Raw genomic sequence first — 13,962 nt, forward strand, 5'->3', positions numbered from 1 at the left:
TAGGGAGAGGGAATAAACCTTACTCCCACGCTGGAACAACCTCCTCCCACAGGAGAGGGAACAAACCTTAATCCGTCTTACCTGCTACGCACCGTCGGCCCCCTCTCCCGCTGGCGGGAGAGGGAACAAACCTTAATCCGCCTTACCTGCTACGCACGGTCGGCCCCCTCTCCCGCTGGCGGGAGAGGGTTGGGGTGAGGGCAATCAACGCTCCGAAATCACACCGGCACATCCCCTAACACCGTCGCGCGATGCATCACGCGCCGCGCCGGATAATAATCCGCGTTGGCATAATGCTGCGTCACGCGGTTATCCCAGATTGCCACATCGTTCGGCTGCCAGCGCCAGCGCACCTGAAACTCCGGTTTGGTGGCGTGCGCAAACAGATAGCCTAGCAGCGCCTCGCTCTCCTTCTCGCTTACACCCAGCAGCCTGGTGGTAAAACCTTCATTAACAAACAGCGCCTTGCGTCCGCTCACCGGATGGGTGCGGATCACCGGATGCTGCACCGGCGGATGCTTCGCCACGGCCTGCTGCCAGCGCTGATGCTCCTCTTCCGTCTTACGGTACTTATACTCCTGGAACGATTTCTTAAAGTCGTGCTCCGCCTGCAGGCCACTCAGCAGCTGTTTGAACGGCTCTGACAGCGCCTCGTAAGCGGCAATTCCGCTGCTCCACAGCGTATCGCCACCGCTCTCCGGCAGCAGCTTTGAGGCCAGAATGGCGATCGCCGGCGGCGTCTGAATAAAGGTGACGTCGGTATGCCAGTTATCGTTGTCCGGCGGATTGTCCTGATGCGTATCCAGCACGATAATCTCTTCCACGCCTTCGGCATGCGGATAAACCGGATGAATGTGCAGATCGCCGAAGCGGATCGCCAGCGCGCGCTGCTGCTCCGGCGTAATGCGCTGATCGCGCAGAAACAGCACCTGGTGACGCAACAGACCGTGATAAAGCTGCTCAAACTGCGCGTCACTCAGCGGACGGCTGAGGTCGACATCGCTGACCTGCGCCCCGATATGCGGACCCAGCGCGGTAAAATTCACTCGTTCGTTCATTGCTGTTCTCCATTCCAGGGCGTCAGTCGGCGCTGTAGCGCACGTAAACCCAGTTCTAAACTAAAGGCAATCAGGGCGATCACCGCGATGCCCGCCAGCACCACATCGGTGGCGAGAAACTCCCCAGCCGACTGCACCATAAAGCCCAGCCCGCGCGTCGCGGCAATCAGTTCGGCCGCCACCAGCGTGGACCAGCCCACGCCAAGACCGATGCGCAGACCCGTGAGAATCTCCGGCAACGCTCCGGGCAGAATGACAAAACGCAGCAGCTGCCCGCGCGTCGCCCCCAGCGCCTGAGCGGCACGGATCCGCACCTGCTGCGTATTCTTCACACCGGCCAGGGTGGATAAAGTCACCGGCGCGAAAATTGCCAGATAAATCAGTAAAATCTTTGAGGTTTCGCCAATGCCAAACCAAATCACCATCAGCGGCAAATAGGCCAGCGGCGGTACCGGTCGATAGAGTTCAATCAGCGGATCGAGCAGCCCGCGCACCGCCGGGCTAAGCCCCATGGCAATGCCCACCGGAATGCCGATCAGTGCGGCAAAGAACAGCGCCACCAGCATGCGCGTCAGGCTGGCACCAAGGTGCTGCCATAGCGTGGCATCCATAAAGCCCTGCGGACCGGCAATAACCAGCAGCTTATGCAGCACCTGCTGTGGTGGCGGCAGGAACAAGGGCGCAATCAGCCCCAGCGCGGTCACGCCCCACCACAGCAGCAGCAGCACGGCTACGCTCAGCAGGCTCAGCGACAGCTGGCGGGAAAAGGGCCAGCGCAGGCGACGAACGCGGGACGTCCGGCGCTTGTCATCAATAACGGCACTCATACAAACGCCTCCCGCTGCGCGAACACCTGGTTCAGGACATACTCACGTCGTTCGATAAATGCCGGATCGGATTTGATGCTGCGGCACGGCTCGCCTGCGGCGAAGCGCTGGCCAAAGTCGAGCTTCAGCCGCTCCACCACACGACCCGGACCCGGCGACAGCAGCACCAGTTCGCTGGCGAGAAAGACGGCTTCTTCGATGTCATGGGTGATCAGCAGAATCTGCTTGCCGGTATCGCGCCATAACGTCAGCAGCAGCGTCTGCATCTGTTCGCGCGTGAAAGCATCCAGCGCACCGAACGGCTCATCTAACAGCAGCAGCTGCGGATCAGCGGCCAGCGCACGGGCAATCCCCACGCGCTGACGCTGACCCCCAGAGAGCTGCCAGATAAAACGCTTTTCTGCGCCCTCGAGCCCGACCTTACGGATCAGACGGCGGGCGATCGCGTGCCGTTCAGCTTTTGCCATACCCGCCAGCTGCAGGCCAAACGCCACGTTATCGATGACGTTACGCCACGGCAGTAGCCCTTCGTTCTGAAAGACCACGCCGCGCTCTGCGCCCGGTCCGCGTACCGGCTTGCCATCCAGCGTGATACTGCCGGACTCCAGCGGCAGAAAGCCGGCGATCAAGTTCAGCAGCGTGGTTTTGCCACAGCCGGACGGCCCCAGCACCACCAGTAATTCGCGGCTGGCCAGCTGCAGATTGATATCCTGCAGCGCCGGTTGCCCGGCGTAACGTGCGTTGAGATGGGTGATGCTGAGCATAAGGCCTCCGTTATTTGGCTAAGGGGGCAACAAAGCGCGTGGTGACAAAGCTGCTGTAGTCACTGGCGGCATCCGGTACTTTGCCCTGCTCTTTCAGAAACTGTGCGGTGTCGACAATCGCCTTGTTGACCGGTTTGCCCAGCTGTTCCACCTGCTGCTGCGCCGTCAGGTAGGTATTGCCTTTCACCAGTCCGGGGACGTCACTTTCCGGCACGCCGCTCAGGCGCGACAGCTTGCTGAGGTTATCCGGCTGCTGCAGCCACTGTTCCGGGTTGGCGATATAGGCCTGCTGCGCGGCAATCGCGCTACGGGCGAAAGCGGTGACCACTTCAGGATGCTGCCGGGCAAAATCCTTGCGCACCACCCAGACGTCGAGGGTCGGTGAGCCCCACTGCCCGACCTGCGACGAGTCGGTCAGCACCTTGCCGTCTTTCTCCAGTTCATTAACGGCGGGTGCCCAGACGTAAGCGCCGTCGATATCACCACGCTGCCAGGCAGCAATGATCGCCGGCGGCTGCAGATTAACCAGTTGCACCTGGGTGGGTTTGATGCCCCAGTGTTTCAGCGCGGCCAGCAGGCTGTAATGGGTGGTGGAGATGAAGGGAACGGCAATGCGTTTGCCGATCAAATCTTTGGGTGAGCTGATGCCTTTTTTCACCACCAGCGCTTCAGAATTGCCCAGCTGTGAAGCCAGCAGGAAAGCTTCAATCGGCAGCTGCTGCGTGGCGGCCACCGCCAGCGGGCTGGAACCAATGTTGCCAATTTGCACATCGCCCGAGGCTAACGCACGCAGGACGCTGGCGCCGCTGTCGAATTTGCGCCAGTCAACCGTGGCACCGCTCTCTTTGGCAAAGGTATTGTCAGCCTGCGCCACTTTGGCCGGTTCCGCCGACGTCTGATAAGCCACGGTCACATTGACCGCCTGCGCCTGAAAGGTCATCAGCGCTAACGCAGCTGCTACCGCGCTTATTGTTTTGGTTACTGCCATCATCATGCACCCCAATGTTGAGTCGTGACGGCAGTGTCGCCAGCAGCAATGATTTCATAAAGGAATTAAAAATTATCCCTAATAAAAATCGGTTCTTAGATCAACATCGGGTAACGCTATGCAAAAAGTGCAAATACAAAACCGCTGGTGCGGAACAAATATGTCAGGCGCTCACATGCCGACTGTGGTATTGATCTCGTCTTGATTTTTTCCCCCTTTACAGCGGTACTGGCCTCCATGTCGATTGAGAAAGTTGCGCGCCTCGCGGGCGTGTCGAAAGCCACGGTTTCACGGGTGTTAAACCAGCATCCTGGCGTCCGGCCAGATACGCGTAAACGGGTGCTGGCCGCCATTAATGTGTGCGAATACCAGCCCAACCTGCTGGCGCGCCAGCTGCGTACCGCGCAAAGCAACATGTTGCTGGTGCTGATTTCCGATATCACCAATCCGTTCTGTTCACGGGTGGTGCAGGGCATTGAGGCGGAGGCCGAAGCGCACGGCTATCACATCCTGTTATGTAATTCCGCGTCACAGCTGCGGCGCGAAACCGCCTATCTGGCACTGCTGGCCGGCAAAGTGGTGGATGGGGTGATCACCATGGACGCCGCGGCCTGCCTGCAGGGACTGAAAGAGTTGATTGGTGATGCGCCGTGGGTGCAGTGTGCGGAGTACGATCCCTCGGTGAACGCCTCCAGCGTCACCATTGATAACCGTCAGGCAGCCTATGACACGGTGCATTATCTGGCCGGCAAAGGGCGTCAGCGCATTGCGCTGGTCAACTGTGATATGCGCTATCTCTATTCGCACCAGCGCGAAAGCGGCTATCGCGACGCCATCACGCAGCTGGGGCTTGACTGGCACGGCGTCGCTTACGCCAGCGACATCTCCTGCGAAGCGGGCAGCGCGGCGCTGCGCGAACTGCTAACGCAGCCAGAGCGGCCGGATGCGGTGTTTGCGGTGTCAGACGTGCTGGCGGTTGGCGTGATTCACGCTGCTCTGGAGGCCGGACTACGCGTGCCGGAGGATTTGGCGGTGGTCGGCTTTGACGGCATTCCGTTTACCAGCAGCATCAACCCTCCGCTGACTACCATTGCCCAGCCGATGAACCAGATGGGTGCCCGCAGCGTGCAGCTGCTGCTGGCGCGCATCCGCCAGCGTCAGGCGGCCGTGGTGCATGAAGTGCTGCCGTGGACGCGCATTGAGCGCGCCTCCAGCTGACTCAGTGCCAGATCAACAGCACGCAGGCTGCGGTCAGCGCACCCATGGCGAGGTTGAAGATTTTCCACGCGCGCGGGCTGCGCAGCAGGCGGCCAATCAGCGAGCCAAAACCCATCCAGATCACGCCGGAAACCACGTTCACCAGCGCCATGCCGAGGCTGATCGCCACCACGGAATGCAGATAGGCGCTGCCGGCAAGGCTGAAGCTGGCGACCGCGCCCAGCGCCATCAGCCATGCTTTCGGGTTGATCAGTTGCAGTAACCCGCCCTGCCAGAAAGGCATCTGCTTCACGCTGGCATCGTCGGTCTCCAGCGTTTCGTATTCGGCGGTGGCAATTTTCCACGCCAGCCACAGCAGATAGAGGCTACCGGCCACTTTCAGTACCAGATGCAGTGAGGGATAGAGCAGAATCAGGCTGCCGATGCCAAACGCCACCATCAGCAACATCACCTGCATGCCAATCATGATACCAATCAGCAGTGGAAAGGTGCGCAGGAAGCCAAAATTAGCACCTGAGGCGGTAAGTAACATATTATTGGGCCCTGGCGTGATGGCCGCGACCCAGAGAAAGCCCAGCATTGATAAAAAAAGACTCAGTTCCATGTATATTCGGGTGCTCCTCACCCAGAAAAGCGAACAACCCATCGAAGCTATCAGCGAGTTATGCATCAGACAAGTACTATCCCAGGCTATTTTGATCGCCCGAGCGGCGAGCGCTTTACCCCGCTGCGCGGCTTCGGCAATGCGCATCTGCAAACGCTGCTGCCGCGCCTGCTGCGCCGGCGCGTCACGCTGCGCCCGCACTGGCAGCGCCTCGATCTGCCGGACGGCGACTTCGTCGATCTGGCGTGGAGCGAAGATCCGGCACAGGCACGTCACAAGCCGCGCATGGTGCTGTTCCACGGGCTGGAAGGCAGTTTCCGCAGCCCCTATGCCCATGGGCTGATGCAGGCGTGTCAGGCGCGCGGCTGGCTGGCGGTGATCATGCACTTCCGCGGCTGCAGCGGCGAGCCTAACCGTCTGCAGCGCATCTATCACTCCGGTGAAACTGAAGATGCCACCTATTTTCTGCACTGGCTGCAGCGCGAATGGGGCACGGTGCCGACGGCGGCGGTCGGCGTTTCGCTTGGCGGCAATATGCTGGCCTGTCTGCTGGGGCTGCAGGGCACGTCGGCCCCGCTGGATGCCGCGGTCGCCATCTCCGCGCCGCTGGCGCTGGAGCCGTGCAGCCAGAAGCTGGACGTGGGCTTTTCACGCTTTTATCAGCACTACCTGCTGACCCAGCTGAAGAAAAACGCCACGCGCAAACTGCGCGCCTGGCCGGGCACGCTGCCGGTCGATCTGACGCAGCTGCGCGCCTTCCGCCGGCTGCGTGAGTTTGATGATGCGATTACCGCCCGCGCCCACGGGTTTATTGATGCGCGCGACTATTATCAGCGCGCCAGCGCCATGCCATTGCTGACCGGCGTGCGCAAGCCGCTGCTGATCATCCATGCTAAAGACGATCCCTTCATGACCGATGCGGTGATCCCGCAGCCGCAGCAGTTGTCTGCCACAATTGAGTATCAGCTGACGCAGCAAGGCGGTCACGTCGGCTTCGTGGGCGGCAGCCTGCTGCGACCCAAAATGTGGCTGGAGCAGCGCGTGCCGGACTGGCTCTCAACTTATCTGGATATGTAACTGTGATTATTCCCTGGCAAGAACTCGACCCGACAACGCTGGAAAACCTGATAGAAAGTTTTGTGCTGCGTGAAGGCACCGATTATGGCGAGCAGGAGCGCAGCCTGACGCAGAAAGTGGCCGACGTGCGCCGCCAGCTTGAGCAGGGCGAAGTGGTACTGGTGTGGTCAGAATTGCATGAATCGGTCAATATTATGCCGCGGCGTGAATTTCGCGGCTGATGCGTCAGGCGGCAATTCGTGGTAACAATGCTCATCGCCGGACTTCACAGGGAGCGCTGTTATGTCAGCCAGGCATCCAGTCATAGCCGTTACCGGTTCCAGCGGCGCCGGAACCACCACCACCAGTCTCGCCTTCCGTAAAATTTTCCAGCAGCTGGATCTGCACGCGGCGGAAGTAGAAGGCGACAGTTTCCATCGCTATACCCGTCCGGAAATGGACATGGCGATTCGTAAGGCGCGCGACCTCGGGCGTCACATCAGCTACTTTGGCCCGGAAGCCAACGACTTCGGCCTGCTGGAGCAGACTTTCCGCGACTATGGCCAGAGCGGACTCGGCCAGTCGCGCAAATATCTGCACACCTACGATGAAGCGGTGCCGTGGAATCAGGTGCCGGGCACCTTTACGCCATGGCAGCCGCTGCCGGAAAACACCGATGTACTGTTCTATGAAGGCCTGCACGGCGGCGTGGTGACGCAGCAACATAACGTGGCGGAACATGTCGATCTGCTGGTTGGCGTGGTACCGATTGTTAATCTGGAGTGGATTCAGAAACTGGTGCGCGACACCAGCGAGCGCGGCCATTCGCGCGAAGCGGTGATGGATTCGGTGGTGCGTTCGATGGAAGACTACATCAACTACATCACGCCGCAGTTTTCCCGCACGCACCTCAACTTCCAGCGTGTGCCGACCGTGGATACCTCGAACCCGTTTGCCGCGCGTGAAATCCCGTCGCTGGATGAGAGCTTTGTGGTGATCCATTTTCGCGGCCTGGAGGGCATCGCTTTTCCTTATTTACTGGCGATGATCCAGGGCTCGTTTATTTCCCACATGAATACGCTGGTGGTGCCGGGCGGCAAGATGGGACTGGCGATGGAGTTGATCATGACGCCGCTGGTGCAGCGGTTGATTGAGGGAAAACGCATTGAATAGCGCAGGCTAACGCGCCAGTTTCGCCGGGAGGAGCTGAGATCGGGAGCGCAGGGCCGCGCTCCCGGCTGGATTACAGCTCCACCACTTCGTAGCTGTGCGTTATCTCGACGCCCTTGCCCAGCATGATCGCCACCGAGCAGTACTTCTCCGCGGACAGATCCACCGCGCGCGCCACCGCTTTATCGCTCAGCGCTTTGCCGCTGACAATAAAATGCAGATTGATATGCGTAAAAATGCGTGGCGCTTCTTCGCGGCGTTCCGAGGTCAGTTTGACTTCACAATCGGCGACATCGTTGCGCCCCTTTTGCAGAATCGACACCACGTCAATCGCGCTGCAGCCGCCCGCAGCCATCAACACCATCTCCATCGGGCTGGGCGCTTTATCACCGGAATTGCCGTCCATTAATACCTGATGACCGGATGAGGATTCTCCGAGAAAGGTCAGCCCTTCCACCCATTTCACTCGTGCCTGCATTATTCTTTCTCCTGAAGCGGCGGTTTTGCCGCCAGAGTACGCTTTCACCTGACAAACAGCAATGCAGACGCATCCCCCACCTGCTGAAGCGAGACAACAGGAGACAGGTTGCAAAAGCTATGCTACAAACAGTGCTGAAAATATTTTCGTCACGAAAGACGAAAGCGGGACGAATCAAAAGCATCGCTTACGAATCCACCCCCGAATAACTGTCCCTCACGGGAAACGCTGGACGATTTCACCGCCTGACAGGGAAAACTGCCCCCTGTATTTTGGGCACGATTACAACAGAGGATAATAGCGAATGGTTCTCGGCAAACCGCAAACAGACCCTACACTCGAATGGTTCCTGTCCCATTGCCATATTCACAAATATCCATCCAAAAGCACCCTCATCCATCAGGGTGAGAAAGCGGAAACGCTGTACTACATCGTGAAAGGTTCCGTCGCGGTACTGATTAAAGATGAAGAAGGCAAAGAGATGATTCTCTCCTACCTCAATCAGGGGGATTTCATCGGTGAGCTCGGCCTGTTTGAAGAGGGCCAGGAGCGTAGCGCCTGGGTACGTGCGAAAACCGCCTGCGAAGTGGCTGAAATTTCCTACAAAAAATTCCGTCAGCTGATTCAGGTCAATCCGGATATTTTAATGCGCCTGTCGGCGCAGATGGCGCGTCGCCTGCAGGTAACATCTGAAAAAGTCGGCAACCTTGCCTTCCTCGATGTGACCGGCCGTATCGCGCAGACGCTGCTCAACCTGGCGAAACAGCCTGATGCCATGACGCACCCGGACGGTATGCAGATTAAAATCACCCGTCAGGAGATTGGTCAGATCGTGGGCTGCTCACGCGAAACCGTGGGTCGTATCCTGAAAATGCTGGAAGATCAGAATCTGATCTCCGCACACGGCAAAACCATCGTCGTTTACGGCACCCGCTGATTTCTTCTCACCCACGGCGTGATGGCAACATCGCGCCGTTTCTGTTTACGATGAGCTGATGTGGCGTCGAATCATCTATCATCCGGAAGTTAACTATGCGCTGCGGCAAACGCTGGTGCTGTGCCTGCCTGTGGCGCTCGGCTGGCTGTTTGGCGATCTGCAAAAAGGGCTGCTGTTCTCCCTGGTGCCGGCCTGCTGCAACATCGCCGGTCTGGATACGCCACACAAGCGGTTCTTCAAACGGCTGATTGTCGGCGGCGCACTGTTCGCCAGCGGCAGTTTTCTGATTCAGTACCTCACGGCTTACGCTGTGCCGCTGCCGCTGATTCTGCTGATGTTACCGCTGCTGGTGGGCGTGACCGGTGAAATCAGCCCGCTGCATGGTCGTTTGCTGCCCGGCACGCTGATCGCCGCCATCTTTACCTTAAGCCTCGTCGGCCGTATGCCGATGTGGGTCCCGCCGCTGCTGTATATCGGCGGGACGTTGTGGTACGGGCTGTTTAACTGGTTCTGGTTCTGGCTGTGGAAAGAGCAGCCGATGCGCGAGACCCTCAGCCTGCTGTACCGCGAGCTGGCCGATTACTGCGACGCCAAATACACCCTGCTGACGCAGCTGACCGATCCGGAAAAAGCGCTGCCGCCGCTACTGGCGCGTCAGCAGAAAGCGGTCGATCTGATCACCACCTGCTACCAGCAGATGCATATGCTGTCCGCCAGCCGTGATAACAGCCATAAACGCCTGACGCGCGCTTTCCAGGTTGCGCTCGATCTGCAGGAGCACATCTCGGTCAGCCTGCACCAGCCGGAAGAGGTGCAAAAGCTGGTGGAGCAGAGCCACGCCGAGGCGGTGATCCGCTGGAACGCGAAAATCATTTCGGCACGGCTGCGCGTGCTGGCCGATGCCATTCTCTATCACCAGCTGCCGGAACGCTTTCACATGGAGAAGCCGCTCGGCGCGCTGGAGAAAATTGCCCGGCAGCACCCGGATAATCCGGTCGGTAATTTCTGCCTCTACCATTTCAGCCGCATCGCCCGCGTGCTGCGCACGCAGAAGCCACTGTACACCCGCGACCTGATGGCCGATCGCCAGCGCCGCCTGCCGCTGTTGCCGGCGCTGCGCAGCTACCTGTCGCTGAAATCTGCCGCGCTGCGGACGGCGGCGCGCTTCGCGGTGATGCTGATGTTCGGCAGCGCGCTGGCGCTGTTCTTCAATATTCCCAAGCCTTACTGGATTCTGATGACCATCATGTTTGTCAGCCAGAACGGCTACAGCGCCACGCGCGTGCGCATTCAGCACCGGGCGCTCGGCACCTTCGCCGGCTTGCTGATCGCCGCGGCGTCGCTGCGCTTTGCTGTTCCGGAGTCGATTGCCCTGCTGACCATGCTGGTCATCACGCTCGCCAGCTATCTGATCACGCGTAAATATTATGGCTGGTCGATGATTGGCTTTACGGTGACGGCGGTGTATTCGCTGCAGCTGCTGTCACTGAATGGCGCGCAGTTCCTGCTGCCGCGCATGATGGATACGCTGATGGGCTGCCTGATTGCCTTCGCCGGCATGATCTGGCTATGGCCGCAATGGCAGAGCGGGCTGCTGCGCAATAACGCGCACGATGCGCTGGAGGCGTATCAGGAGGCGCTGCGCCTGCTGCTCGGTCCGGAGCAGGCGCCGGAGAAGCTGGCGTATCAGCGCGTCAAGGTTAACCAGGCGCACAACGCGCTGTTTAACTCGCTCAACCAGGCGTCCACCGAACCGGGCTTTAACTTCCAGTATCTGAAAGATATGCGACTGTGGGTGACTCACAGCCAGTTTATCGTCGAGCACATCAACGCCATGACCATTCTGGCGCGCGAGCACACCATGCTGACGCCAAAACTGGCGGAGCGCTATTTGCAGTCCTGTGAAATCGCGCTGCAGCGCTGTCAGCAGCGGCTGGCTTACGACGGGCCGGGCAACGACAGCAATATTCTGGAAGCGCCGGAGAATCTGAATGAGGGGCCGGTGACGATTGTCGAACAGCATGTGAAGCGCATTCTGCAGCACCTCAATGTGATGCACACCATTTCTTCACTGGCGTGGAGCCAGCGCCCGCATCACGGCCGCTGGCTCAGCGTGCTGAAGCCGAAAGGTTAGTTCAGGACTTTCGCGATCGCCCGGGCGAAGCGCGCCATGCCTTCTGCGATATCGGTTGGCTCAATCACCAGCGACGGCACAAAGCGAATCACATCGCTGCCGGCGGTCAGTACCATCAGGCCTTCAGCGGCGGAAGCGTTGAGGATATCGCGCGCTTTGCTGGCGTGCTGCGCGTTGAGTACGGCACCCAGCAGCAGGCCTTTGCCCCGAATTTCACTGAAGATATCGAACTGCTCATTGATCTTCTGCAGCGCCGAGACAAACTGCTCACGACGCGCGTCAACACCATTCAGTACCTCGGGCGTATTGATGATATCCAGCGCGGTTTCGGCAATCGCACAGGCCAGCGGGTTGCCGCCGTAGGTGGTGCCGTGCACGCCTGGCGCCATCACCGAGGCGATTTCATGAGTGGTCAGCATCGCGCTCACCGGGAAACCGCCGCCCAGCGCTTTAGCGGTGGTGATGATATCTGGCTTGATACCATAGTGTTCGTAGGCAAACAGCTTACCGCTGCGGCCCATGCCGCTCTGCACTTCATCCAGCACCAGCAGCGCGTTATGCTGATCGCACAGTTCACGCAATCCCTGCATGAATTCCTGCGTTGCCGGCATCACGCCGCCTTCCCCCTGAATCGGCTCCACCACAATCGCGCAGGTGTGGTCGTCAATTACCGCTTTCACCGCGGCCAGATCGTTAAACGGCACATGGACGATATCCGCCGGCTTCGGGCCGAAGCCATCGGAGTATTTCGGCTGGCCGCCCACCGAGACGGTGAACAGCGTGCGGCCGTGGAAGGCGTTGTGGAAAGCGATAATTTTGCTTTTGAACGGGCTGTGCTTTTTGCAGGCGTAGTAGCGCGCCAGTTTGAACGCCGCTTCGTTCGCTTCGGCACCGGAGTTGCCGAAGAATACCCGCTCGGCGAAGGTCGCCGCGATCAGTTTACTGGCGAGGCGCAGCGCCGGCTCATTGGTGAACACGTTACTGGTGTGCCACAGGGTTTCGCCCTGGCTTTTCAGCGTTTCCACCAGCGCCGGATGACAATGGCCCAGCGCGGTGACCGCGATACCACCGGAGAAGTCGATATACTCTTTGCCCTGCTGATCCCACACGCGGCTGCCTTTGCCTTTGACCGGCACAAACTGCGCAGGTGCATAAACAGGCAAAATAACGTTATCGAACGTTTCCCGGCTTACCGCTAGATTTTCCGCTGCCATTGATGACCTCATCGGGTTATTTGTTGAGTTGATGTGAAATTATAATCACAAAATATGCATAAAAAATCATGCAATGGCAAACGGAAGTTACGTATTGAGGAAATTCGCCAGCAGCTGATGCCCCTGCTCGCTGAGAATGCTCTCCGGATGGAACTGCACGCCCTCCAGTGGCAGCGTACGATGGCGGAAGCCCATGATCTCATCGGCAACGCCATCGCGCAGACTCCAGGCGGTGACTTCAAACTCCGGCGGCAGCGTGTCGCGCGCCACAATCAGCGAGTGATAGCGCGTGACGGTCAGCGGATTATTCAGGTTGCGGAACACGCCCTGGCCGGTGTGCTGCACCGCAGAGGTTTTGCCGTGCATCACCTGGCGCGCACGCACCACCTGCGCGCCGTAGGCCTGGGCGATGGCCTGATGGCCCAGGCATACCCCGAGAACCGGCAGCCGTCCGGCAAAGTGGCGAATGGCTTCGAGCGAAATGCCGGATTGATCCGGCGTACAGGGGCCCGGCGAGATCACCAGATGACTCAGCGGCAGCGCTGTCATCTCTTCCAGCGTCATCGCATCGTTGCGCACCACGCGCACCTGCGCGCCCAGTTCACAAAAGTACTGGTAGAGATTCCAGGTAAAGGAGTCGTAGTTATCAATTAGCAGCAGCATAATGCCCTCAGGCCAGTAAAACCGCCGCTATTCTACGCATTTTAACGCGCCGGACTCACCACTTTCGCAAACTGCGCGTTGAGCGGCGCGAGATCGCCGCTGACGCCGGCGATGATGGCCTGGTGCCAGCTTTCAGGCTCCAGCGTATCCCAGTTCAGCAGATAGCCCGCGTGCAGCGCCAGCTGTTCGAAAAAGATGCGCTGTGCCCGCCCGTTTCCGGCCCGGAACGGATGCAGGACATAGATTTCACAGTAGTAGTGCGCGATGCGTGCCACGAAGGTCTGCGGGTCGAGGTCGCACAGGCCCTCTTCCTCCTCCAGTGCGCTCATCAGCGCATTGCCCTCATTCTCGATGTACTCGCAGTGGCAATAGGGCGTGTCGTCGCGCCAGATGTCGATGGTACGCAGTTCACCGGCCCAGCTGTAGATATCCTGAAACAGCGTGCGGTGAATGTGGCGCAGGTGCGGCAGGCCAGGCGTGGCCGGTCCGAGCGCCAGCGTGGCCAGCCGCGCCGCGCTGAATGCCAGCTCGGCTTTACGCAGCTGCGCCACGTCGTGAATTTCCAGCAGGTTTTTCAGCACGTCATCGTTGTGCCACAAATAGGGATCGCGCACCGCCAGGCTGTTATCCGCCATATTGCCTCCTCAGCGATGCCAGACGATCGTCCGCCTGGGCGCTCTCGACGGCAGGTTCATTCAGCGTATAACCGGCCAGTTTGCAGCTGGCCTGATAATTGGCCGCACGGGTTTGCTGCCACAACGTGATTTTCTGTTTTTCGGTGAGTTTGCTGCTCATAGCGCCTCCGGCAAGCAGGATGTGCCCTAAGTATAAGAGCAAATTTCAGCTTTGCC

16 protein-coding genes are annotated in these 13,962 nt (G+C 59.3%); 6 read left to right on the top strand and 10 right to left on the bottom strand.

Annotated elements, in window-relative coordinates:
- Positions 1–218: 218 nt before the first annotated feature.
- The 4 genes from tauD to tauA are packed head-to-tail and all read right to left on the bottom strand — an operon-like array spanning position 219 to position 3,640.
- Complete coding sequence (tauD, locus tag F3J36_RS16095; protein ID WP_166720014.1) at positions 219–1,058, bottom strand: taurine dioxygenase; 840 nt, start codon at positions 1,056–1,058, stop codon at positions 219–221.
- A complete protein-coding gene (gene tauC / locus F3J36_RS16100) occupies positions 1,055–1,885 on the bottom strand; it encodes a taurine ABC transporter permease TauC (protein WP_021507448.1) in 831 nt (276 codons plus the stop codon). Before tauC ends, tauD begins: the two co-directional genes overlap by 4 nt.
- A complete protein-coding gene (tauB, locus tag F3J36_RS16105; RefSeq protein WP_021507447.1) occupies positions 1,882–2,649 on the bottom strand; it encodes a taurine ABC transporter ATP-binding subunit in 768 nt (255 codons plus the stop codon). Before tauB ends, tauC begins: the two co-directional genes overlap by 4 nt.
- Positions 2,650–2,659: 10 nt before the next feature.
- Positions 2,660–3,640 (bottom strand): taurine ABC transporter substrate-binding protein, encoded by a 981-nt coding sequence (gene tauA / locus F3J36_RS16110; RefSeq protein ID WP_040679688.1) that lies wholly within the window; start codon positions 3,638–3,640, stop codon positions 2,660–2,662.
- 234 nt (positions 3,641–3,874) lie between these two features.
- On the opposite strand from tauA, the gene F3J36_RS16115 reads away from it, so the two are divergent.
- Entirely contained in the window at positions 3,875–4,855 is a 981-nt protein-coding gene (locus F3J36_RS16115; RefSeq protein ID WP_021507445.1) for a LacI family DNA-binding transcriptional regulator, read from the top strand.
- 1 nt (position 4,856) lies between these two features.
- On the opposite strand, the gene F3J36_RS16120 is transcribed toward F3J36_RS16115, so the two are convergent.
- On the bottom strand, positions 4,857–5,459 hold the full coding sequence (locus F3J36_RS16120) for a LysE family translocator (protein WP_088517941.1): 603 nt from the start codon (positions 5,457–5,459) through the stop codon (positions 4,857–4,859).
- Positions 5,460–5,519: 60 nt separating this feature from the next.
- On the opposite strand from F3J36_RS16120, the gene F3J36_RS16125 reads away from it, so the two are divergent.
- The 3 genes from F3J36_RS16125 to F3J36_RS16135 all read left to right on the top strand — a co-directional run bounded on the left by F3J36_RS16125 (position 5,520) and on the right by F3J36_RS16135 (position 7,688).
- A complete protein-coding gene (locus F3J36_RS16125; protein ID WP_058759291.1) occupies positions 5,520–6,536 on the top strand; it encodes a hydrolase in 1,017 nt (338 codons plus the stop codon).
- Positions 6,537–6,538: 2 nt separating this feature from the next.
- Complete coding sequence (locus tag F3J36_RS16130; RefSeq protein WP_021507442.1) at positions 6,539–6,757, top strand: YheU family protein; 219 nt, start codon at positions 6,539–6,541, stop codon at positions 6,755–6,757.
- Between the two features lie 61 nt (positions 6,758–6,818).
- A complete protein-coding gene (locus F3J36_RS16135; protein ID WP_021507441.1) occupies positions 6,819–7,688 on the top strand; it encodes a phosphoribulokinase in 870 nt (289 codons plus the stop codon).
- Between the two features lie 70 nt (positions 7,689–7,758).
- Here F3J36_RS16135 and F3J36_RS16140 read toward each other — a convergent pair whose 3' ends face one another.
- A complete protein-coding gene (locus tag F3J36_RS16140; protein WP_021507440.1) occupies positions 7,759–8,163 on the bottom strand; it encodes an OsmC family protein in 405 nt (134 codons plus the stop codon).
- A 304-nt stretch (positions 8,164–8,467) separates the two neighbouring features.
- Between F3J36_RS16140 and crp the strand changes: the two genes are divergently transcribed.
- Positions 8,468–9,100, top strand: coding sequence for a cAMP-activated global transcriptional regulator CRP (gene crp / locus F3J36_RS16145; protein ID WP_000242755.1), 633 nt, complete (start codon positions 8,468–8,470; stop codon positions 9,098–9,100).
- Positions 9,101–9,158: 58 nt separating this feature from the next.
- Positions 9,159–11,234, top strand: coding sequence for a YccS/YhfK family putative transporter (locus F3J36_RS16150; RefSeq protein WP_166720015.1), 2,076 nt, complete (start codon positions 9,159–9,161; stop codon positions 11,232–11,234).
- On the opposite strand, the gene F3J36_RS16155 is transcribed toward F3J36_RS16150, so the two are convergent.
- The 4 genes from F3J36_RS16155 to F3J36_RS16170 form a co-directional block, all read right to left on the bottom strand.
- On the bottom strand, positions 11,231–12,448 hold the full coding sequence (locus F3J36_RS16155) for an aspartate aminotransferase family protein (RefSeq protein ID WP_166720016.1): 1,218 nt from the start codon (positions 12,446–12,448) through the stop codon (positions 11,231–11,233). The genes F3J36_RS16150 and F3J36_RS16155 overlap by 4 nt on opposite strands.
- A gap of 87 nt (positions 12,449–12,535) precedes the next feature.
- On the bottom strand, positions 12,536–13,111 hold the full coding sequence (locus F3J36_RS16160) for an aminodeoxychorismate synthase component II (protein WP_088517938.1): 576 nt from the start codon (positions 13,109–13,111) through the stop codon (positions 12,536–12,538).
- 41 nt (positions 13,112–13,152) lie between these two features.
- Entirely contained in the window at positions 13,153–13,746 is a 594-nt protein-coding gene (locus F3J36_RS16165; RefSeq protein ID WP_127834659.1) for a putative adenosine monophosphate-protein transferase Fic, read from the bottom strand.
- Complete coding sequence (locus F3J36_RS16170; protein ID WP_021507436.1) at positions 13,736–13,906, bottom strand: YhfG family protein; 171 nt, start codon at positions 13,904–13,906, stop codon at positions 13,736–13,738. The genes F3J36_RS16165 and F3J36_RS16170 overlap by 11 nt, the downstream gene beginning before the upstream one ends.
- Positions 13,907–13,962 lie beyond the last annotated feature (56 nt).

Source organism: Pantoea sp. Cy-640, from assembly GCF_011752635.1.
In the GTDB taxonomy this organism is placed as follows: domain Bacteria; phylum Pseudomonadota; class Gammaproteobacteria; order Enterobacterales; family Enterobacteriaceae; genus Pantoea; species Pantoea dispersa.